General features: G+C 58.6%; 17 protein-coding genes and 1 pseudogene. 4 read left to right on the forward strand and 14 right to left on the reverse strand.

All coding sequences use genetic code 11. The features are described 5' to 3' along the window. Window positions 1-31 precede the first annotated feature (31 nt). From glgX to asd, 3 genes are all read right to left on the reverse strand, one after another. Window positions 32-2,008 (reverse strand): glycogen debranching protein GlgX, encoded by a 1,977-nt coding sequence (gene glgX / locus ACLH1I_RS20140; RefSeq protein ID WP_004202132.1) that lies wholly within the window; start codon window positions 2,006-2,008, stop codon window positions 32-34. Beyond that, window positions 2,005-4,191, reverse strand: a complete 2,187-nt coding sequence (gene glgB, locus ACLH1I_RS20145; RefSeq protein WP_004202131.1) for a 1,4-alpha-glucan branching enzyme — start codon at window positions 4,189-4,191, stop codon at window positions 2,005-2,007. Before glgB ends, glgX begins: the two co-directional genes overlap by 4 nt. A 237-nt stretch (window positions 4,192-4,428) precedes the next feature. Continuing rightward, the gene (gene asd / locus ACLH1I_RS20150; protein WP_017899971.1) at window positions 4,429-5,535 is read right to left on the reverse strand and encodes an aspartate-semialdehyde dehydrogenase; all 1,107 of its coding nucleotides are present in this window, start codon (window positions 5,533-5,535) and stop codon (window positions 4,429-4,431) included. A gap of 103 nt (window positions 5,536-5,638) precedes the next feature. On the opposite strand from asd, the pseudogene ACLH1I_RS20155 reads away from it, so the two are divergent. Then, window positions 5,639-6,001: pseudogene (locus ACLH1I_RS20155) on the forward strand (hypothetical protein). On the opposite strand, the gene gntU reads toward ACLH1I_RS20155, so the two are convergent. The 5 genes from gntU to ACLH1I_RS20180 all read right to left on the reverse strand — a co-directional run bounded on the left by gntU (window position 5,998) and on the right by ACLH1I_RS20180 (window position 11,138). Next, window positions 5,998-7,338 (reverse strand): gluconate transporter, encoded by a 1,341-nt coding sequence (gene gntU / locus ACLH1I_RS20160; protein WP_004202127.1) that lies wholly within the window; start codon window positions 7,336-7,338, stop codon window positions 5,998-6,000. The pseudogene ACLH1I_RS20155 and the gene gntU overlap by 4 nt on opposite strands. After that, entirely contained in the window at window positions 7,338-7,868 is a 531-nt protein-coding gene (gene gntK, locus ACLH1I_RS20165) for a gluconokinase (RefSeq protein WP_004202126.1), read from the reverse strand. Before gntK ends, gntU begins: the two co-directional genes overlap by 1 nt. A 180-nt stretch (window positions 7,869-8,048) precedes the next feature. After that, window positions 8,049-9,044 carry a gluconate operon transcriptional repressor GntR gene (gntR, locus tag ACLH1I_RS20170; protein WP_002920777.1) on the reverse strand — a complete coding sequence of 332 codons (996 nt, stop codon included), beginning with the start codon at window positions 9,042-9,044 and terminating at the stop codon, window positions 8,049-8,051. A gap of 239 nt (window positions 9,045-9,283) precedes the next feature. Continuing rightward, window positions 9,284-9,979: a pirin family protein gene (locus tag ACLH1I_RS20175; RefSeq protein WP_002920779.1), complete on the reverse strand. Its 696-nt coding sequence runs from the start codon at window positions 9,977-9,979 to the stop codon at window positions 9,284-9,286. Between the two features lie 121 nt (window positions 9,980-10,100). Then, complete coding sequence (locus ACLH1I_RS20180) at window positions 10,101-11,138, reverse strand: oxidoreductase (protein ID WP_117263980.1); 1,038 nt, start codon at window positions 11,136-11,138, stop codon at window positions 10,101-10,103. 264 nt (window positions 11,139-11,402) lie between these two features. Between ACLH1I_RS20180 and ACLH1I_RS20185 the strand changes: the two genes are divergently transcribed. Both ACLH1I_RS20185 and yhhY read left to right on the forward strand, forming a co-directional pair. After that, window positions 11,403-12,044, forward strand: a complete 642-nt coding sequence (locus ACLH1I_RS20185) for a polymer-forming cytoskeletal protein (RefSeq protein ID WP_130946492.1) — start codon at window positions 11,403-11,405, stop codon at window positions 12,042-12,044. 239 nt (window positions 12,045-12,283) lie between these two features. Beyond that, entirely contained in the window at window positions 12,284-12,760 is a 477-nt protein-coding gene (yhhY, locus tag ACLH1I_RS20190) for an N-acetyltransferase (protein WP_072140523.1), read from the forward strand. A gap of 89 nt (window positions 12,761-12,849) precedes the next feature. On the opposite strand, the gene ggt is transcribed toward yhhY, so the two are convergent. Next, the gene (gene ggt, locus ACLH1I_RS20195; RefSeq protein ID WP_117263981.1) at window positions 12,850-14,595 is read right to left on the reverse strand and encodes a gamma-glutamyltransferase; all 1,746 of its coding nucleotides are present in this window, start codon (window positions 14,593-14,595) and stop codon (window positions 12,850-12,852) included. 123 nt (window positions 14,596-14,718) lie between these two features. On the opposite strand from ggt, the gene ACLH1I_RS20200 reads away from it, so the two are divergent. Next, window positions 14,719-15,039: a DUF2756 family protein gene (locus ACLH1I_RS20200; RefSeq protein ID WP_004202118.1), complete on the forward strand. Its 321-nt coding sequence runs from the start codon at window positions 14,719-14,721 to the stop codon at window positions 15,037-15,039. Between the two features lie 24 nt (window positions 15,040-15,063). Here ACLH1I_RS20200 and ugpQ read toward each other — a convergent pair whose 3' ends face one another. The 5 genes from ugpQ to ugpB all read right to left on the reverse strand — a co-directional run bounded on the left by ugpQ (window position 15,064) and on the right by ugpB (window position 20,025). Then, window positions 15,064-15,804 (reverse strand): glycerophosphodiester phosphodiesterase, encoded by a 741-nt coding sequence (ugpQ, locus tag ACLH1I_RS20205; protein ID WP_004202117.1) that lies wholly within the window; start codon window positions 15,802-15,804, stop codon window positions 15,064-15,066. Then, a complete protein-coding gene (locus ACLH1I_RS20210) occupies window positions 15,801-16,871 on the reverse strand; it encodes a sn-glycerol-3-phosphate import ATP-binding protein UgpC (RefSeq protein ID WP_004150074.1) in 1,071 nt (356 codons plus the stop codon). Before ACLH1I_RS20210 ends, ugpQ begins: the two co-directional genes overlap by 4 nt. A gap of 1 nt (window position 16,872) precedes the next feature. Continuing rightward, window positions 16,873-17,718 carry a sn-glycerol-3-phosphate ABC transporter permease UgpE gene (gene ugpE / locus ACLH1I_RS20215; RefSeq protein ID WP_004202115.1) on the reverse strand — a complete coding sequence of 282 codons (846 nt, stop codon included), beginning with the start codon at window positions 17,716-17,718 and terminating at the stop codon, window positions 16,873-16,875. Next, a complete protein-coding gene (gene ugpA, locus ACLH1I_RS20220) occupies window positions 17,715-18,602 on the reverse strand; it encodes a sn-glycerol-3-phosphate ABC transporter permease UgpA (RefSeq protein WP_002920792.1) in 888 nt (295 codons plus the stop codon). Before ugpA ends, ugpE begins: the two co-directional genes overlap by 4 nt. 106 nt (window positions 18,603-18,708) lie before the next feature. Continuing rightward, window positions 18,709-20,025 (reverse strand): sn-glycerol-3-phosphate ABC transporter substrate-binding protein UgpB, encoded by a 1,317-nt coding sequence (gene ugpB / locus ACLH1I_RS20225; protein WP_004174008.1) that lies wholly within the window; start codon window positions 20,023-20,025, stop codon window positions 18,709-18,711. Window positions 20,026-20,045: the final 20 nt, after the last annotated feature.

Consider the following 20,045-nt stretch of genomic DNA (forward strand, 5'->3'; position numbering starts at 1 on the left):
GCCGCCACGGGTTTACCGGAAGCTTCAGGGCTTACGACCTTTGAAATACGCACACTCCGTGCGCGGGCCCATGCCAGACAGCCATGATGACCGGATTATCCTCTCCGGCGAATGGAGGAACGGCGCGCCATTCCCCCTCGGGTAAAACCATATCGACCACCTCTGCGGTGGCGTTCAGCGTGAGCAGCCAGCGATCCGACAACTGGATTTGCATACACGCTGCCCCCTGCTGCCACTCCCCGGCAGTCAGCGGCTGGGCATTGCGATTAAGCCAACGGACGCTGCCATCCCCCTCCTGCCACCAGCGGTTGCGGGTGAGCGCCGGAATGCGCCGGCGCAGGTGGATCAGCGCCGCGGTAAAGGCGGTTAATCCCGGGTTCGCCTGGCGCCAGTCCAGCCACGTCAGGGCATTGTCCTGGCAGTAAGCATTATTGTTGCCGTGCTGGCTGTGGCCTTGCTCATCGCCCGCCAGCAGCATCGGCGTCCCCTGAGCCAGCAGCAGCGTCGTCAGCAGCGCATGCACGCTGGCGCGTCGCCGTTCAATCACCGCAAAATTAGCTTCTAATCCTTCTATACCATGATTGTTGCTGTAGTTATTGTTAGTCCCATCGCGATTCTCCTCCCCGTTTGCCTCATTGTGTTTCTGATTGAAACAAACGCAGTCGCGCAGCGTGAAGCCATCGTGAGCCGTCACCAGGTTGACCGTCGCCGATGGCGGCTTGCCATCACGGGCAAAGAGATCGCTGGAGGCCGCGAAGCGTTGCGCGAAATCCCCCAGGGAGACGTTTTGCTGCAGCCAGAAGCGGCGGGCGCTATCGCGAAAATGGTCGTTCCACTCGGCGAACAGCGGGGGAAAATTGCCCACCTGGTAGCCCCCCGGGCCGATATCCCAGGGTTCGGCGATCAGTTTCACCTGCGACAGCACGCTGTCGTGGCGGATAGCCTCGAACAGTGGCGCATCCTGGCGGAATTCCGGTGTCCGCCCCATCACTGAGGCGAGATCGAAGCGAAAACCGTCGACATGGCACTCATCCACCCAGAAGCGCAAACACTGGCGCGCCAGTTCCACTACCCCCGGGTGGCTGAGATTGAGCGTATTCCCGCACCCGGTCCAGTTGTGATAATCGCCATCTTCCCTTACCCAATAATAGCTACGGTTGTCGATTCCGCGTAGGGAGACGGTGGGACCTTCAAGATCGATTTCCGCGCTATGGTTGAGCACGATATCCAGAATCACTTCGATACCGGCGGCGTGCAGCGCCTTAACCGCATCGCGAAACTCATCCAGGGCGCGCGTCGGGTCGCTGGCATAGCGCGGATCCAGCGCGAACCATGCCAGCGGGTTGTAGCCCCAGTAGTTGCTCAACCCCATCCGCTGCAGTCGCGGCTCGCTGGCGAACTGCGCCACCGGCAACAGCTCAAGGGCGCTAATGCCCAGCGATTTGAAGTAAGCGATCATTACCGGGTGGCCCAGCGCCTTATAAGTTCCGCGAATAGCTTCCGGCAGCTGCGGATTAAGCAGGGTGAGCCCTTTCACGTGCGCCTCATAAATCACCGTTTCCCCCCACGGGGTACGCGGCGGTTGATCGCCCAGCCAGTCGTAATGCAGATCCACGACCTGCGATTTTGGCGCTATCGCGGCGCTGTCGCGATGATCCGGCTGCCACATTCCGCCGTGCAGGCGTTCGTCGTCCGGCAGCTCGCCTTCCACCCGGTGCGCGCAGGGATCGAGCAGCAGCTTGGCCGGGTTAAAGCGGTGTCCCTGCGCCGGATCCCAGGGACCATGCACCCGGTAGCCGTAGCGCAGGCCCGGCCCGACGGCAGCCAGCCAGCCGTGCCAGATGTCGCCGCTGCGCGCCGGGAGATCGAAGCGTTGCTCGTTGCCCTGCTCGTCGAACACGCACAGCTCCACCCGCTCCGCGTGGGCGGAGAAGAGGGCGAAGTTCACCCCTTTGCCGTCATAGCTGGCGCCCAACGGCGCAGGTTTGCCTGCCGCGAGGGTGGTCATTGCGCCTCCCGGACCAGCCAGATCGTCGCCAGCGGCGGCAGGGTCAGGGACAGCGAATGTTCGCGACCGTGGCTGGGGATAGCATCGCTTTCCACCACGCCGCCGTTGCCCTGGTTGCTGCCGTGATAGTGCATTGAGTCGGTATTCAACGCCTCGCGCCAGCGGCCCGGCTGGTTGATGCCGAAGCGGTAGTCGTGGCGCGGTACCGGCGTGAAGTTGCTGGCGACGATAATCTCGTTCCCGGCCCGGTCGCGGCGCACAAAGACAAACACCGAGCGCTCATGGTCGTCGACCACCAGCCATTCGAAGCCGTACGGGTCGAAATCCAGCTCGTGCAGCGCCTTATGGTGGCGATAGGTATGGTTCAGGTCGCGCACCAGCCGCTGGACGCCGTGGTGCCAGTTGTCACCGCCCTCCAGCAAGTGCCAGTCGAGGCTGGTGTCATGGTTCCACTCGCGGCCCTGAGCAAACTCATTGCCCATAAACAGCAGCTTTTTCCCCGGGAAGGCGAACAGCCAGCCGTAGTAGGCGCGCAGGTTAGCGAACTTCTGCCAGGCGTCCCCCGGCATGCGGTCGAGAATCGATTTTTTGCCGTGCACCACTTCATCGTGGGAGAGCGGCAGCACAAAGTTCTCGGTGTAGTTGTAGAGCATGCCGAAGGTCATTTTGTCGTGATGGTAGCGGCGATGCACCGGATCGAGCTTCATGTAATCCAGGGTGTCATGCATCCAGCCGAGGTTCCATTTGAACCAGAAACCGAGGCCGCCGCCGGCTGGCGGACGGGTTACCCCGGCAAAATCGGTGGACTCTTCCGCCATGGTGACCGCGCCCGGCGTCTGTTCGCCAAGGATGCGGTTGGTGTTGCGCAGAAACTCAATGGCTTCCAGATTTTCCCGGCCGCCGTATTCGTTAGGGATCCACTCCCCCGCCTTGCGGCTGTAGTCGCGATAGATCATCGAGGCCACCGCGTCGACGCGCAGCGCATCGATGCCGAAGCGTTCGATCCAGTACAGCGCGTTACCCACCAGGTAGTTGCTGACTTCCCGACGTCCGTAGTTGTAGATCAGGGTATTCCAGTCCTGGTGATATCCCTCGCGCGGATCGCTGTGCTCATACAGCGAAGTGCCGTCAAACGAGGCAAGGGCAAAATCATCCGCCGGAAAGTGGCCGGGCACCCAGTCAAGAATGACGTTCAGCCCGGCGGCGTGCGCGGCGTTGATAAAGTAACGGAAATCGTCACGAGTGCCGAAACGGCGGGTCGGCGCATAGAGGCCGGTAGGTTGATAGCCCCAGCTGCCGTCGAACGGGTGTTCGTTAACCGGCAGCAGCTCGAGATGGGTGAAGCCCATCCATTTCGCGTAGGGGACCAGCTGGTCGGCCAGCTCGCGGTAGCTCAGCCAGAAATTATTGTCGGTATGGCGGCGCCAGGAGCCGAGATGCACTTCATAGATAGAGATCGGGGCATCAAACTGGTTCGCCGCTCTGCGGTCCGCCGGCTGTTCCACTTTGGGCGGCAGGTCGCAGATAAGCGAGGCGCTTTCCGGACGCATTTGCGACTCAAAGGCGTAAGGGTCGGCTTTGACCCGCAGGTGGCCATGGGCGTCAATCAGTTCGAATTTATACAGCTGGCCATTGTGCGCGCCGGGAACGAACAGCTCCCAGATCCCGGACTCTTTGCGGAATCGCATCGGGTGGCGTCGACCGTCCCAGTAGTTAAACTGCCCCACCACCGAGACACGGCGGGCGTTCGGCGCCCACACCGAGAAACGGGTGCCGGTAACGCCGTCCATGGTGGCGGCATGCGCGCCCAGCGTTTCGTAAGGGCGCAGGTGGGTCCCTTCCGACAGCAGCCAGACGTCAAGATCCTGCAGCAGCGGACCAAAGCGATAAGGGTCATCAATCAGATTCTGCTGTCCGTGCCAGGTGACGGCCAGCTGATAGCGAAAGGCGTTTTTACGCCGCGGCAGAACGCCGCTGAAAAAACCACGCGAGTCGAGGCATTCGAGCTTGCCGACTTTGCGTCCGGTTTTTGGTTCAATAACCCACACATCGGTGGCATCGGGTAATAATGCGCGCACTTCCAGCCCGGCGTCGGTACGGTGCATGCCGAGCACGGAAAAAGGGTCCGCGAAATGACCGGCGATTAGCGCATTAATCACGTCTCTATCAATATGATTAGACATGCTTTCATCCTGTTGTAAGTGTCGCTCATTCCTGTAACTGGCGACTTTTTTGACCTGAACGGCGCAGCGCTTTTTGCATCCTTCTGCTCCGTCCCACCTTCAGGTAAGGAATTCCTTACTTAAAGCATAGCCAAGGCTGAGTTACCTCCGTGGGGAAAAATCTAACATCCGCGTTTACTCCTTGTATTACGCAAAAAAAAAGGGGGCTCGAAGACCCCCTTTCTGTTCATCCTGTGCTTACGCCAGCTGGCGAAGCATCCGGCGCAGCGGCTCGGCGGCGCCCCACAGCAGCTGGTCGCCAACGGTAAAGGCCGACAGGTATTCCGGTCCCATATTCAGTTTACGCAGGCGTCCGACCGGGGTGGTCAGGGTGCCAGTCACCGCGGCTGGGGTCAGCTCGCGCATGGTAATGTCGCGATCGTTCGGTACCACTTTGGCCCACGGGTTGTGCGCGGCCAGTAGCTCCTCAACGGTCGGGATAGAGACATCTTTTTTCAGCTTGATGGTGAACGCCTGGCTGTGGCAGCGCAGCGCGCCAACGCGGACGCACAGGCCGTCTACAGGGATAACGGACGAGGTGGCGAGGATCTTGTTGGTCTCCGCCTGGCCTTTCCACTCTTCGCGGCTCTGGCCGTTATCCAGTTGTTTGTCGATCCACGGGATCAGGCTGCCCGCCAGCGGAACGCCGAAGTTATCCACCGGCAGCTCGCCGCTGCGGGTCAGCGACGTCACTTTGCGCTCGATTTCCAGAATGGCGGAAGCCGGGTCCGCCAGCTCTGTCGCGACGTGGTTGTGCAGCTGGCCCATCTGGCTCAGCAGTTCGCGCATATGACGCGCGCCGCCGCCGGAAGCCGCCTGGTATGTCGCCACGCTGACCCACTCCACCAGATCCTGGGCAAACAGGCCGCCGAGGGACATCAGCATCAGGCTGACGGTACAGTTGCCGCCGACAAAGGTTTTTACGCCGTTGTTCAGGCCGGCGGTGATCACGTCCTGGTTAACCGGGTCGAGGATAATGATCGCATCGTCCTTCATGCGCAGCGAAGAGGCCGCGTCAATCCAGTAACCCTGCCAGCCGCTTTCGCGCAGCTTCGGGTAAATCTCGTTGGTGTAATCGCCGCCCTGGCACGTGACAATAATGTCCAGTGCCTTCAGCGCGTCCAGATCGAACGCATCCTGAAGCGTGCCACCGGTGCTACCGCCGAATGACGGCGCTGGCTGTCCCAGCTGGGAGGTAGAGAAGAACACCGGGCGAATGGCGTCGAAATCGCGCTCTTCAACCATGCGTTGCATGAGAACAGAGCCGACCATTCCGCGCCAGCCGATAAAACCAACATTTTTCATAACGTATTCCTGCGAGGTGTGTGCTGTTTGTGCCTGACCAGTTTCCAACTGGATTATCCCTCACCTTACAAAATGCAGCTAAAGTCGCAAGTGAAATTAATCAATGATTGCTGAACAATCAGAAAAGCAACTTATCCTGCGCATTGTCCACCGTCGCTGGTAGTCGTCAAAAGCGCAATGATTATCGGGGAAATCACCCAGGGAATGGAACATTTTCCGTTGCGATTTTATTGATCCTGATTATGGATTAAGCACGAAATCGGCTGATTTTCCCCTTGCCAAAAAGAAGCAACAAACCCAGGTGCAGCAAGGCTTGCTGAAGGATACGAGCATCGTCGTAGCGCTAATAAGGGCGAGGAGCCGGAAGAGAAAAGAGGGAAAAAGCGCGGCTTATTGCCGGGAAGCCAGGGTAAACGGCGTTACCCTGGCTTTTGGCCTCCCGCGAGCGGGTGACGAACAGACTTAGCTCAGCAGCTGGAAGGCAATCATGCCGACAATCGCCCCGGTGGTGCCGAGGATGGTTTCCATCATCGTCCAGGTTTTCAGCGTCTGGGCTTCGGTGGCGCCGGTAAATTTACCGAACAACCAGAAGCCGGCGTCGTTCACGTGGCTCACCACAATCGAGCCGCCGGCGATACAGATAGATAATGCCGCCATCTGCGCGCCGCTGTAGTTCAGCTGCTCAATCACCGGCATCACCAGGCCGACAGCCGTCAGGCACGCCACGGTGGCAGATCCCTGGATGATACGCACCGCCGCCGCCAGCACGAAGCAGGTAATGGCGATCGGCAGCCCCATGCCGGTCAGCGCTTCACCAAGCGCCGGGCCGACGCCGGAGTCAACCAGCACCTGCTTGAAGACGCCGCCAGCCCCGATCACCAGCAGGATAATTCCCGCCGGCTGCAGCGCATGGCCGCAGATCTCCATTACCCGGTCTTTCGCCATCCCCTGACGTACCGCCAGGCCGTAGATCGCCACCAGGCAGGCCACCAGGATCGCAGTGAACGGGTGACCGATAAATTCGAACCATTCGTAAGCGGTAGACCCCACCGGTACAAAGCGCGCGGCGATGGTTTTCAGGCCTACCAGCACCAGCGGTAGCAGGATCAGCGACAGGCTGAAGCCGAAGGAGGGCATTTTGCCTTCGCCGAGATGCGGCTCGGTCACGTCGTCAGGAATATGCAGCTCAACGTAGCGGCTGATGAAGTTGCCCCACAGCGGCCCGGCGATAATCATCCCCGGAATTGCCGCGCACAGGCCAATCAGGATCATCCAGCCAAAGTCGGCGTGCATTTGCGACGCCAGCAGCATCGGCGCCGGTCCCGGCAGCAGGAACGCTGCGGCGGCGGCCACCCCGGCAAACAGCGGGATCACCAGCTTCACGAGGTTAGTGCCGGTATGGCGCGCCATCGAGAAGGCGACGCTGATCAGTAGTACGATCGCCACTTCGAAAAACAGCGGCAGCGCGCAGATGAGGCCGGCGAGACCAATCGCATAGTGCGCGCGATTGTGGCCGAAGGATTTGAGCATCTTGACGGCAATCTGATCGACCGCCCCCGTTTCATGTAGGATCTTGCCGAACATCGCGCCCAGCGCGACGACGATCGCCAGGAAGCCCAGCGTACCGCCCATCCCCTTCTCCATCGTCGCCGCGATTTTATCCAGCGGCATGCCGGAGAAGAGACCTGCACCAATAGAAACCACCATCAAAGCCACGAAGGCGTGCATCCGCGCCTTCATGACTAAAAACAGCAGCAGCAATACCGAGCCGACTGCTGTTAAAACAAGCGTTAAAGTACTCACTAGTGACTGCCTTTGTTGATCACCTCAATGGTGCTGGCCACCACGCCTTCCAGCGGCTGGTCGATATCGACGATAAGCACATCGCTCTCGTCGGCGCCTGGTTCCTGCAGCGTTTCAAACTGCGTCACCAACATTTGGGTTTTGAAGAAGTGCCCTTTACGCGCCTTCAGACGGTTTTCGATCACCTCGAAGTCGCCTTTCAGGTAGATGAAGGAGAGGTTCGGGTTGCCCTTGCGCAGAATGTCGCGATAGCTCTTCTTCAGCGCCGAGCAGACGATCAGCGACACCTTATTGGTACGCTGCATGGCAAACGCGGCGTCATTTAACGCCTGCAGCCACGGGGTACGGTCGTCATCGTTGAGCGGCTCACCGGAAGCCATCTTGGTGATATTGCTGCGCGGATGCAGAAAGTCGCCGTCGAGAAACGCGGCATGCAGCTGATGCGCCACTTCGCTGGCGACAGCGGATTTTCCGCTGCCGGAAACGCCCATCAGAACGTAGACGTGGTGATCATGATTAGTCGTGCTCAAAGCATCCTCCCACCGGACAGGTACGCCGCGCCGTGGCTGACTCATTGAGCGCGAAGGCGGCATATCGGTTAATTGTTACGGGTAACTGTTATCGGTAACATTGTCATGCCGGACCTGTGGAGAAGCAATATCCATTCGTGCCAGATGTGAATATGTGTGATCTACTTCAAACTTGTCAGTTTAAATTGATCCGCCCGGTGACAATGTGAAACCTAAATCTAACATCTTAGGGGTAATCGCTTCGCCACGAATGCGCGCCAGCAGACGTTCGGCGCCGATGCGCCCCATCCGCTCACGCGGAGTCAGGACGCTGGCCAGCCGCGGCTCCATCACCTGGCCGATATCGTGGCCGTGGAAACCGGCAATTGCCATATCATCGGGGATCTTCAGCCCCAGGCGCTGGCACTCAAAGGCCGCGCCGACCGCGAGGTCATCGTTGGTGCAAAAGATGCCGTCAAGCTGCGGGTATTCGCGACGCGCCTGGCGCATCAGCTCAATCCCGGATGAATAGGACGAGGACTGCTCCACCATCACGCTGTAGGGCGTCATGCCGGCGTCGAGCATCGCCTGCTCGTACCCCTTCTGTTTGATGATAGTACGTTCATCAAGACGCGCCCCCAGATAGGCGACGTGGCGGTGGCCGCGGGCGATGATCGCCGCGGTCATCTGCCGGGCAGCTTCAAAGTTATCAAACCCGACCGCAATATCGAGGCATGGCGACCGGCTGTCCATCAGCTCCACCACCGGAATGCCGGCGACTTCAATCATCTTCAGGGTGCGGGGCGTATGGGTGCGTTCGGTGAGGATCAGGCCGTCAATGTTCCAGGAGAGCATTGATTCGAGGCGTTTCTCTTCCATTTCCGGCTTGTAGCCGTAGTGCGCCAGCATGGTTTGATAGCCGAAGGCGTCGGTGACGCTTTCAATACCGCGCAGCACTTCCGAGAACACCTGGTTGGTTAACGATGGCAGCAGCACGCCAATCGCGCGGCTGGTGGCGTTGGAGAGAATGTCAGGGGCGCGATTGGGAATATAACCCAGTTCATCGAGGGCAACGGCAATCTTGCCACGCAGCGCTTCGGAGACCTGCTCCGGGTTGCGTAAATAGCGACTGACCGTCATTTTGGTCACGCCGACAAGATCGGCTACATCCTGAAGTACGGGTCTTTTCTTTTTCATCGTCCTGACTGTGATCAACGGGGAAACATTTTCTCAGTTTATCACGGACAAAGCGCAACCTTCCCTCATGTTAGGGAAGGTTGCGCAATTTATTTATACCCATCATAGTTCAAGTTGCATGCGCGTTGGCTTTCCTCGCTCACCCCAGTCACTTACTTATGTAAGCTCCTGGGGATTCGCTGCGTCGCCGCCTTCCTGCAACTCGCATTATTTTGGGTATAGACTACCTCAGATAACTATCAAACCGGCGGCAGATCGAACAGCAGGATTTCGCTATCGCTGTCGGCATGAACCGAAATCGCCTGCTCATCCCAGATGGCCAGACCATCGCTGGTGGTAGCTTTGGTACCGTTGATGGTCACTTCGCCTTTGACGACCTGGATCCAGACGCGGCGTTCCGCAGCAATCTGGTGAACCGACTGCTCATCTTTCAGCAGCGCCCAGCGATACAGTTCCATATCCTGGTACACCTTCAGCGAGCCATCTCGCGCATCCGGCGACAGCACCAGCTGTTTGCCCTGGGCGGCGTCGAAGCGGCGCTGCTCGTAGCGCGGGGTAATGCCGGTTTCTTCCGGAATAATCCAGATCTGGTACAGACGCAGACGATCGGTTTTGCTCGGATTGTACTCAGAGTGACGCACCCCGGTACCCGCGCTCATGATCTGAAACTCGCCCGCCGGCACCTGCTCTTTGTTGCCCATGCTGTCCTGGTGCTCCACCGCCCCTTCCAGCACATAGGTCAGGATCTCCATGTCTTTGTGCGGGTGGGTACCGAAGCCCTGACCGGCGTCGATGACATCATCGTTAATCACCCGCAGGGCGGAGAAGCCCATAAAGTTCGGGTCGTAATAGTTGGCGAAAGAGAAAGTATGCCAGGAATCCAGCCAGCCATGGTTAGCATGGCCACGTTCGTTCGCTTTGCGTAAGTAGATCATGTTGCACCCCCATATGTTTTCGATGGAGTCAGTGTGGACCCATTTCGCCAACGATCATAGAGGGTGAAAATTGACTCCTCTGTTCAAAAAATATGAACAAGCGCAGAGGAGCCGATTGGGCTTATTTCACCAGGGTAATAGTGGCCGGTGATGGCTGCTCAAAGCCGCGCTGCAGGATCTCCATATTGGTAAGAACGTCAGATTCCTTGACGTAATTTGGCTGGCCATTGACGAGGGTATCGTACAGCGCGTCGTATACCCGGCCATAGTCGCCGCTCTCCAGCGGGACCGCTTCGCGCACCGTCTCCCCCGCGTCGTTGACATACACCAGCTCGCCGACGCTGTCATCCGCGCCAAAGCCCGGCTCGCCCGGCATGATATTGGCTTTCAGGCTGGTTTCCTGCTGGTCGATACCATATTTCACAAACGAGCCTTTATGGCCGTGGACGATGAATTTCGGGTAGTCGATCTGCACCAGATGGCTGGTCTTAACGATAGCCTTCAGATCGCCGTAGAACAGCTGGGCCTCAAAGGTATCGTCCGGGTTAGCTTTGTTGCGCAGCGAGCGCAGATCGTAAGCAACATGGTCCGGGCGGCCGAACAGCGAAATAATCTGGTCCAGGGTATGTACGCCAAGGCCATAGAACTCGCCGTTTTGCGGACCGCCAGGGTTGGTCTCCGCCAGCGGGCGGTAGTTGTCAAAATGGCTTTCGATCTCCACCAGTTCGCCAAGCTTGCCGCTCTCAATCACCTTCTTGGTGGTCAGGAAGCAGGAATCGAAGCGGCGGTTCTGGTAGGGCGTCACCGTCAGGCCTTTGCTGTTCGCCAGCGCAAACAGGGTTTTGGCTTCCTCCAGCGTCGGGGTGAACGGCTTTTCCACCAGCACATTTTTCCCCGCCTCCAGCGCCTTTTTCGCATATTCAAAATGGCTGTCGGCATGGGTGCAGACCACCACCAGCCTGACCTGCGGGTCGTTTAATACTTCATCGAGATCGCTGGTGAAATGGATGTGGGAATACTGCGGCGCCTGCTCTTCGGGCTTCGCCCGACGGCGGTAGATGTGCACCACCTGCCAGCGGTCCTGGCGGTGTAATACGTAAGGAAGATGGTAGCGGGTGGTGCTTTTGCCGAAGCCAATAAATGCGCAGTGCAGAGTCATAACGCTGTCCTTAGTGAATGAGCTACCTTCAACCATAGCGCAAGCCGGGACATGACTTCATCCTCTCAGTCCGTTTTCCGTGAAGATTCGTCAAAAAAATAGGTAGTGCACTACTTATACGTAATTATTAATAACCACTTGATTAATAAGTGATTAAATCACCATTTTCCGGCTAAACATCTTGATCTCAATGGCGAAACTGCGGATAAGTGGAGGGCAAACCAGGACGTTGCTGATGACTAACGGAGTAGCCAGCCGCTGCTAATGGACAAACAGTATCTCGCCTTAAACGGCGCCCTTTTTTTCTGGCTTCTCGCGCTGATCGCCTGGTCTGTCGATGCGATCGTGCCGGCGCGCCTGGCGGCCGCCTGCGCGCTGGTCGCCTTCCTCCTCCATAGCCAACGGAACAAGATTAACGCAATGTTTATTAAGAAAAATAAAACGGAACCCCAGACTTCAGAAGTGGTCACGCCTCCGGCAAATAACCCAGAATCCCCAACGGTCGCCAGTAAAAAACAAGAGACCACGGTCATCGCCAGCGGGGTGCATTTCGTTGGCAATATTGTCGCCAGCGGCCATGTCTATATTCACGGCCAGCTTACCGGCAACATTGAGGCTAAAGAACATCTGATTAAGGTGATGCGTGAAGGCCAGGTGGAGGGCAACATCAGCTGCCGGGAGCTGATTATTGACGGCAAGGTGCAGGGCCAGTGTCGCGGCGACAGCATCAGCATTGAGGAGCATGGCAATTTGGATGGCACCCTCACCTATCGCTCACTGGCGATTAAAAAGGGGGGCCTGTTCACCGGCAGCGCCGAGGTGCTGGCCGCGGCGGAAAGCAAAAGTCATCTCATCGGCCTGGTTGCGGAAGACGGCGTGACGTCCGCCAGGCCGCAAAGCGCCTGAGATTGCAGCAAAAAAAAAGCCAGCACCCGGCTGGCTAAAGTAATACTGGAAGCAATGTGAGCAATGTCGTGCTTTCAGGCTTTCCGCAGGGGTCTTCCTGAATGCAGGACAATAATAATCATTCTCATTCGCACTTGTCTATCTTTTTTTGCAAAAAACAACATTGACTCCCCGGCTGCCGTCAGAGATGGTGAAGGGGAATCAACCACCAAAAAGAGGATAGGGGAATGAGTGACATAGTGATACGCCATGCCGAACCGCGCGATGCTGAACCTTTACGTATGCTGATGGCGCACCCGGAGGTCTATCATGACACGCTACAGATCCCTTACCCCGCCATGGAAGCCTGGCAGGAGAAGCTACAGCCCAAACCCCATACCTTCCACCTGGTAGCGACGCTGGACGATCGGGTTACCGGGCATCTGTCGCTCCATGTCGAGCCGCGCCCTCGTCGCAGCCACGTTGCGACCTTTGGTATGGCGGTTTCAGCAGGCCATCAGGGCCGCGGTATCGGCAGCGCCCTGATGCGCGAGATGATCGACCTGTGCGATAACTGGCTGCGCGTTGACCGTATCGAGCTGACGGTGTTCGCCGATAACGAGCCAGCGATTGCGGTGTACAAAAAACACGGATTTGAGATCGAAGGCACCGGCAAGCGTTACGCGCTGCGCAACGGTGAGTATGTGGATGCGTATTATATGGCGAGAATGAAGTAGCTTATTGCCGGGTGGCGGCTTCGCCTTACCCGGCCTACGTTCGTGCCGTGGTTGGCCCGGTAAGCGCAACAGCGCCACCGGGCAACATATCAATACCCCGCCGTTAAATCATCCGGCGAACGCGGATCGGAGGCACCATACAGCATCCCGTCCGGCCCCACCATAATGCTCTGGGTACTGCCCATCGCCTCTTTCAGCGCCACTTTCTGCCCCTTCGCCTCCAGCAGCTTCAGGGTATCCGGGCTAAAGCCTTTCTCTACCCGCAGCTCATCCGGCAGCCATTGATGGTGAAAACGCGGGGCGTTGGTGGCTTCTGCGACGTTCATCCCGAAATCGATGGTATTGACCACCATCTGCAGTACGGTGGTGATGATCCGGCTGCCCCCGGGACTGCCCGTCACCAGCCAGGTTTTGCCGTCTTTCACCACAATGGTCGGCGACATCGACGACAGCGGGCGTTTTTTTGGCTCCACCGCATTGGCGTCGCCGCCCACCAGGCCATAGACGTTAGGCACGCCGGGCTTCGCCGAGAAATCATCCATCTGGTTATTCAGCAGAATGCCGGAGTCGCCGGCCACAATGCCGGTACCGAAGGTGGTATTCAGCGTATAGGTCACCGCCACCGCATTGCCCTCTTTATCCACCACCGAGAAATGGGTGGTCTGGTTGCTTTCATAGGGCGCCAGTTTGCCCGGGCGGATCTGGCTGGAAGGCTTCGCCTTATTGACGTCGATCTCAGCGGCGATCGCTTTGGCGTAGGCTTTGCTGGTCAGCGCCTGCCACGGCACTTTGACGAAGTCAGGATCGCCGAGATATTCAGAGCGGTCGGCATAGGCGTGTTTCTCCGCCTCCGCCATCACCTGCATGGTGTCGGCGCTGCCAAAGCCATATTTCTGCAGATCGAAGTTTTCGAGGATATTGAGGATCTGCACGATGTGGATCCCGCCGGAAGACGGCGGCGGCATGGAATAAACCTCATACCCGCGATATTCGCCGCTAATCGGCGTGCGCTCCACCGCCTTATAGTTAGCGAGGTCGGCTTTGGTGATAAGCCCGCCGTGCTTTTTCATCTCCTCAGCGATCTGGTCGGCGATGGCGCCTTTATAGAAGGCATCCGGGCCGTGCTCGGCAATCAGCTCGAGGCTTTTCCCCAGGTTCTTCTGTACCAGCCGGTCGCCCTTCTTTAGCGGCTCGCCGTTCTTCCAGAAGATCGCTTTGCTGTTTTCGTGCTGCGGGATCACTTCGCTGCCGTAGGTCTTCAGATCGTCCGCCAACGCATCGTTAACGATAAAGCCCTCTTCCGCCAGCTTAATCGCCGGGCGGATCACTTTGTTCAGCGGCATGGTGCCGTATTTTTCCAGGGCGAGGGAGAAACCGGCGACGCTGCCTGGCGTGCCGGAGGCGAGATGCGAGGTGAGCGATTTTTTACTGTCCGGGTTACCCTGATCGTCAAGGAACATGTCGCGGGTGGCCTGCTCCGGCGCCATTTCGCGAAAATCGATGGCCGTGGTCTTGCCGTCTTTCGTACGCAGCAGCATAAAACCGCCGCCGCCGATATTCCCGGCCTGCGGATGGGTGACCGCCAGCGCGTAGCCGACCGCCACCGCCGCATCGACGGCGTTGCCGCCCTGGCGCAGAATGTCCACACCGACGCGGGTGGCCAGGACATCCACCGAGGCCACCATCCCCTGTCGGGCGCGAACCGGGTGGAACACATCCTCCTCTACGCCATAAGAGACCGGCGGCGGCGGTGGCGGACTGGCGGCTACGGTAAAACTCCCGCCCGCCAGCAACGCAGCGATGACCACCTGACGCCAGATTGTTGTTTTTATCATTGTCTTACTCCTGATAGGTAGGTTTCATTCCCCGCTTAAGCCTGGTTGATAACTCCTAAAAAATCATTGTTATGGCGGATTCGAGGTACACTTAAGTGATCCCACGCACGGGAGGAGAAAACCATGAAAGCGATGTTATTTCTGGCGGCGCTGATGCCGCTCGGCGTTTTAGCCCAGCCAATCAATATTGATAACAACCCCAATCAGCCGGGTTACGTGGTCCCCAGCCAGCAGCGCATGCAAAATGAGATGAAGGTGCAGCAACAGCAGCAGCAGAGCATGCTGAAGCAGAATCTGAACAATCAGACTCGCTCCCAGCAGCAGCATCTGCAAAACCAGCTGCAGACCAATCAGCAGCGTGCCGCACAGGGCGGGAATATCAATCCGCCGCAGCAGGTGCTGCCGAACAATAATGGAGGGATGCTGCGGCAGACCAACCCGTAAAGGCCAGCCGCCGCGCAGTGGATATTAAGGCTGGAAATCCGGCCCGATGACGTCAATGGCATCGGTGCAGATGCAGTCTACGCCCCAGCGCAGCAGCTCGGCGGCGCGCTGGGGTTTGTTAACGGTATACACCAGGATATGCAGGCCGGCCTGTTTCAGGCTTGCCACCCGCCCGGCGTCCAGCAGCTTGTGGTTGAGGTGAATGGACACGCAGCCCAGCCGGGTGGTCAACTCCCGCCAGTCATCGCGCCACTCATCCAGCAGCAGCCCGCGCGGCAGCTCGGGAGCGGCTTCCTGCGCCGCCTCCAGGGCATCGATTTCAAACGACGACAGCAGCGGCGCGGTCATTCCCGCCCACAGCTCCCGTGCCGCCAGGGCCACCACGTTGCCGGTCTGCGGCCCAAGGCCAGTGGTCGGTTTAATTTCGATATTCGCCATCATGCCGTGACGGCGGCAGCGCTCCGCCACCTGGGAGAGCAGCGGCAGCGGCTCGCCCTTAAATTCACGGCTGAACCAGCTGCCAGCATCGACCTTCAGCAGATCGTCCCATGGCAGCTCCCCCGCCACGCCCCAGCCGTTGCTGGTGCGTTCGAGATTATCGTCATGCAGCAGAAAGATCTGCCCGTCCTTTGACAGCTTGGCGTCAAATTCAATCATCGTATGCCCGTAGCGGGCGCCAACATCGATAGCCGCCAGGGTGTTCTCCGGCGCCAGTTTACCGCCGCCGCGATGGGCGACGATACGGGGATAAGGCCAGTTACTCATGCGCGTTGTCCTGTTTCACCATCAAAGAGGTGCAGATGTTCCAAAGGCAGATGCAGCCATAGCGTGCTGCCTGCCGCCGGACGCTGCTGGTGCGGCAGTCTGACCACCAGCTTCTGTTCGCCCCAGCGCCCGTGGGCGAGGTTATCGGCACCTAAAATTTCCAGGGTGTCCATCAGCAGCGGAATGCCGCCTTGCGCCTGCGAGCTTAAGATAAAATGCTCCGGGCGGATACCGAGCGTCATTTTACGCCCGGCGTGGCGCCGATGCTCATGATTCGTCGGCAGCTGCATGCCGCCCGCCAGCTCAAAGCGACCGCCGTCATCGCTGATGCGCCCTTCCAGCAGGTTCATGGCCGGGCTGCCGATAAAGCTCGCCACAAAGCGGCTGGCCGGTTTCTCATATACTTCGACCGGGGTGCCGATCTGCTCGGCAACGCCTTTGTTCATCACCATCACCCGCTGGGCGAGGGTCATCGCCTCCACCTGGTCATGGGTAACGTACAGCGAGGTGGTTTTCAGGCGGCGATGCAGCTGCTGCAGCTCAAGACGCATCTGCACGCGCAGCTTGGCGTCGAGGTTTGACAACGGTTCGTCGAAGAGGAATACCGCCGGGTCGCGCACGATGGCGCGGCCCATCGCCACGCGCTGGCGCTGGCCGCCGGAGAGCTCGCGCGGGCGGCGCTTGAGCAGGCCGTCCAGCTCAAGAATACGCGCCGCCTCCTGCACCCGTTCGGCGATCAATCCCTTACCCATGCCGCGGATCTTCAGCCCCCACGCCATGTTCTCTTCCACGCTCATATGCGGATAAAGGGCATAGTTCTGGAACACCATGGCGATACCGCGATCCTTCGGCTCCATCTCGGTCACCCGCTTGCGGTCGATCCAGATATCGCCGCTGGTCACCCGCTCCAGTCCGGCGACCATCCGCAGCAGCGTAGATTTCCCGCAGCCCGACGGGCCGACCATGACGATAAACTCCCCGTCCGCCACGTCCAGCGTCAGCGGTTGAATTACCTGGGTTTTGCCATCCCAGCTTTTGCTTACTGCCTGTAGTTTTAAACCAGCCATTTTATTTCTCACTATCGACCAGGCCACGCACAAACGCGCGCTGCATGGCTAAAACGATGACAACCGGCGGGATCAGGGTCAGCAGCATCGCCGCCATCACCTGATTCCACTGGGTAGTGCCTTCGCCGGTGGCGATCATGCCTTTGATGCCGGCGACGGCGGTGCCAAGATTCACATCCTGAATAATCAGCAACGGCCACAGATACTGGTTCCAGCCGTAGATAAAGGTGATGACGAACAGCGCCGCGAGATTGGTTTTCGACAGCGGCAGCACGATGTCGCGAAAAAAGCGCATCGGCGAAGCGCCATCGATACGCGCCGCTTCAATCAGCTCGTCCGGCAGGGTCATAAAGAACTGGCGGAACAGGAAGGTGGCGGTGGCCGAGGCCATTAGCGGCAGCGTAAGCCCGGCGTAGCTGTCGAGCATGTTGAGATTGGCGATCACTTCCACCGTCGGGAAAATACGCACCTCGACCGGCAGCATGAGGGTGATAAAGATCAGCCAGAAGAACAGGTTACGCAGCGGAAAGCGGAACCAGACGATGGCGAACGCCGAAAGCATCGACACCACGATTTTGCCCACCGTAATGGCGAACGCCATGATGAAGCTGTTGAGCATCATCAGCCAGAACGGCGCGCTGTTGACGCCGACGCCGTTCACCCAGATGGTCTTCATGTTCTCCAGCAGATGTCCGCCGGGGATCAGCGTCATCGGCGTTTCGAACACCGATTGGTTATCCAGCGTCGCCGCCACGAAGGCGACATACAGCGGGAATAAAATGACGGCGATGCCCAAAATCAGCATGGTGTGGCTGAAAATCGTCAGCCCGCGACGGTTCTCAATCATTGGTAACGCACCTTACTTTCAACGTAACGGAACTGCACCACCGTCAGGATAATGACGAGGAACATCAGCACCACCGACTGCGCGGCGGAAGCGGAAAGATCGAGCCCGGCGAAACCTTCGCGATAGATTTTGTAAATCAAAGTGGTGGTCGCCTGCACCGGGCCGCCGGCGGTGGCAGCATCGATCACCGGGAAGGTGTCGAAGAAGGCGTAAACCAGGTTGACCACCAGCAGGAAGAAACTTACCGGCGCAATCAGCGGCAGCGCCAGCTTGAAGAAGCGGCGGATTGGTCCGGCGCCGTCGATGGCAGCGGCCTCAACCAGCGAACGCGGGATCGACTGCAGCGCGGCGAAGAAAAACAGGAAGTTGTAACTTATCTGCTTCCATACCGAGGCAAAGACCACCAGGAACATCGCCTGGCCGCTGTTCTGCGCGTGGTTCCAGTCGTAGCCCAGCTCGCCAAGGAAGTGAGTGATCAGCCCGCGCCCGGGGTTAAAGAGGAAGATCCACAGCACCGCCGCGACGGCGGGGGCCACGGCGTACGGCAGCAGCATCAGCGTTTGATAAAAGCGGCTGCCGCGCACCACATAGTCGACCAGCGCGGCGAAAAACAGCGAAATGAGCAGGCCGCTGACGGTCACCAGGGCGCTGAATTTTATGGTGGTCCAAAATGAGTCCAGATAGTACGGGTCATGGAACAGCGCAACGAAGTTATCCAGGCCGACGAACTGGCTGGAAAGGCCAAAGGGATCGACGCTCTGTAGCGAATACCACAGCGCTTCGCCCGCGGGCCAGATAAAGAAAATCAGCGTGATAATCAGCTGCGGCGCGACCAGCACGTAGGGCAGCCAGCGCGAGCGGAATACCGGACGGGATGATGACATGGAGATTGGGTTCCTGAACAATGCCGGGTGGCGGCTACGCCTTACCCGGCCTACATAGGGCACATCGTAGGCCCGGTAAGCGCAGCGCCACCGGGCAAGTTACAGATTACGATTTGGTCGCTTGTTCGAAGCGGCGCAGCAGCTGATTCCCACGCTGAACGGCGGAATCCAGCGCCTGTTGCGGGGTTTTCTTGCCGGTCCACACGCTCTCCAGCTCTTCATCGACGATGGTGCGGATTTGCGGCATGTTGCCCAGGCGCAGGCCTTTGGTGAACGGCAACGGCGGCTTGTTCAGCATCTGGCGGGTGGCGATATCGGCGCCCGGGTTCTTATCATAGAAGCCCTGCTGACGGGTCAGATCGTAGGCCGCGGTGGTGATCGGCAGATAGCCGGTTTTCTGGTGCCACTCGGCGGCGTTTTCCGGTTTGGTCAGGAAGTCGAGGAACTTCGCCACGCCGGTGTAGGTCTCTTTGTCTTTGCCCTGCATCACCCACAGGCTGGCCCCGCCAATGATAGCGTTCTGCGGCGCGCCTTTCACATCGGCATCGTAAGGCATCATGCCGACGCCGTAGTTAAATTTGGCGTACTGGCGGATATCGGCCAGCGAGCCGGACGAGGCAGTGGTAATGGCACAATCGCCGTTATAGAACTTTTCAGTGGACTCGTCTTTACGCCCGAAGTAGCTGAAATCGCCCTTCTTGTTCATCTCTTCGAGCAGCGCGATATGCTTCACCTGCTCCGGCTTATTGAACTCAAGAACCGCGTCGGTGCCGTCAAAGCCATTATTTTTCGTCGCCACCGGCAGACCATGCCAGGCGCTGAAGTTCTCGATCTGGATCCAGCCCTGCCAGCCGCTGGCATAGCCGCACTTCATCCCGGCAGCTTTCAGCTTCGCGGTGTAGGCCGCCAGATCCTGCCAGGTCTTCGGCGGCTGCTCTGGATCTAAACCGGCTTTTTTGAAGGCGTCTTTATTGTAGTACAGCACCGGGGTGGAGCTGTTAAACGGCTGGGAGAGCAGATGGCCGGTTTTCGAATCGGTGTAATACCCGGCGACCGTCGGCACAAACTGCGATTCATCAAACTTGATGCCCGCCTCGCTAAACACCTGGTAGACCGGCTTAATGGCTTTCGACGCCATCATGGTGGCGGTGCCCACTTCATACACCTGCAGGATCGCCGGCGCGTTGCCGGTACGGAAGGCGGCGATACCGGCGCTCAGGCTCTGTTCATAGTTGCCCTTGTATACCGGAACGATTTTGTAATCAGGATTGGCCGCGTTAAAGCGTTGCGCCAGAGAATCCACTTCTTTACCCAGTTCGCCTTCCATTGAGTGCCAGAACGGGATGGTGGTAACCGCCAGGGCCTGACCGGCAAAAGCCAGGCTCAGCGCCAGTCCTAAAGCTGTATGTCGTAACGATATCATCGGTTATCTCTCTTGTTGTG

The organism is Klebsiella sp. 1SOBk10mer (assembly GCF_046602535.1).
In the GTDB taxonomy this organism is placed as follows: Bacteria; Pseudomonadota; Gammaproteobacteria; order Enterobacterales; family Enterobacteriaceae; genus Klebsiella; species Klebsiella quasipneumoniae.